We start from the raw sequence: 583 nt of genomic DNA, 5'->3' as shown, positions 1-583 counted from the left end.
TGGCTTCGCTGGCGCTGCGCCGGGGCGCGGCGCAGCCCGCGCCGCTGGGCCTGGCGCTGCCGGGTCCGGGCGCCTGGCAGGCGGGGCAGGGCGTCGGCGCCTTCTGGATCGGCCCCGGCCAATGGATGATCGAGGCCGAGGAGCGTGCCGCCGAGGATTTCGCTGCCTCGCTGGAAGCCGAGGCGCCGGGCTGCTCGGTCACCGAACAGACCGACGGCTGGACCGCGTTCGAGATCGCCTCGGATCGCGGCGGGGCGCCGATCCGGGCACTGCTGGAAAAGCTGGTGAACATCGACGCCGCGGCCTTCGGGCCGGGCTCGGCCACGCGCACCGGCCTGTATCACATGAGCGTCTTCCTGATCCGCCGGGCCGAGGACCGGCTGGCGGTGATCGGCATGCGGTCCCTGGCCGGCGCGCTCTGGCATGCGCTCGGGGAAACCGCCGGGCGCCTGAAGGGAGAAAGGACATGAACATGGCTGCAAGGAATGGCGGCACGATCATCGACGGCAAGGCTTTTGCTTCTGGTGTTCGGTCACGGGTTGCGGAGGCGGTTGCCGGACTGAAGGCCGCGCATGGCGTGGTG

The 583-nt window shown here is 71.5% G+C and carries 1 protein-coding gene; it reads left to right on the top strand.

The genetic code is table 11. From position 1 onward, the window contains the following. On the top strand, positions 1 to 470 hold a 470-nt coding region (locus I9P22_RS24390), incomplete at its 5' end, for a sarcosine oxidase subunit gamma (protein WP_199262812.1). Between the last annotated feature and the right edge of the window lie 113 nt (positions 471 to 583).

Origin of the sequence: Paracoccus binzhouensis, assembly GCF_016446475.1 — a bacterium.
Classification (GTDB): domain Bacteria; phylum Pseudomonadota; class Alphaproteobacteria; order Rhodobacterales; family Rhodobacteraceae; genus Paracoccus; species Paracoccus binzhouensis.
Note: the sequence above shows the minus strand (reverse complement) of the source record. Positions and strands in the feature narration are given on the sequence as shown.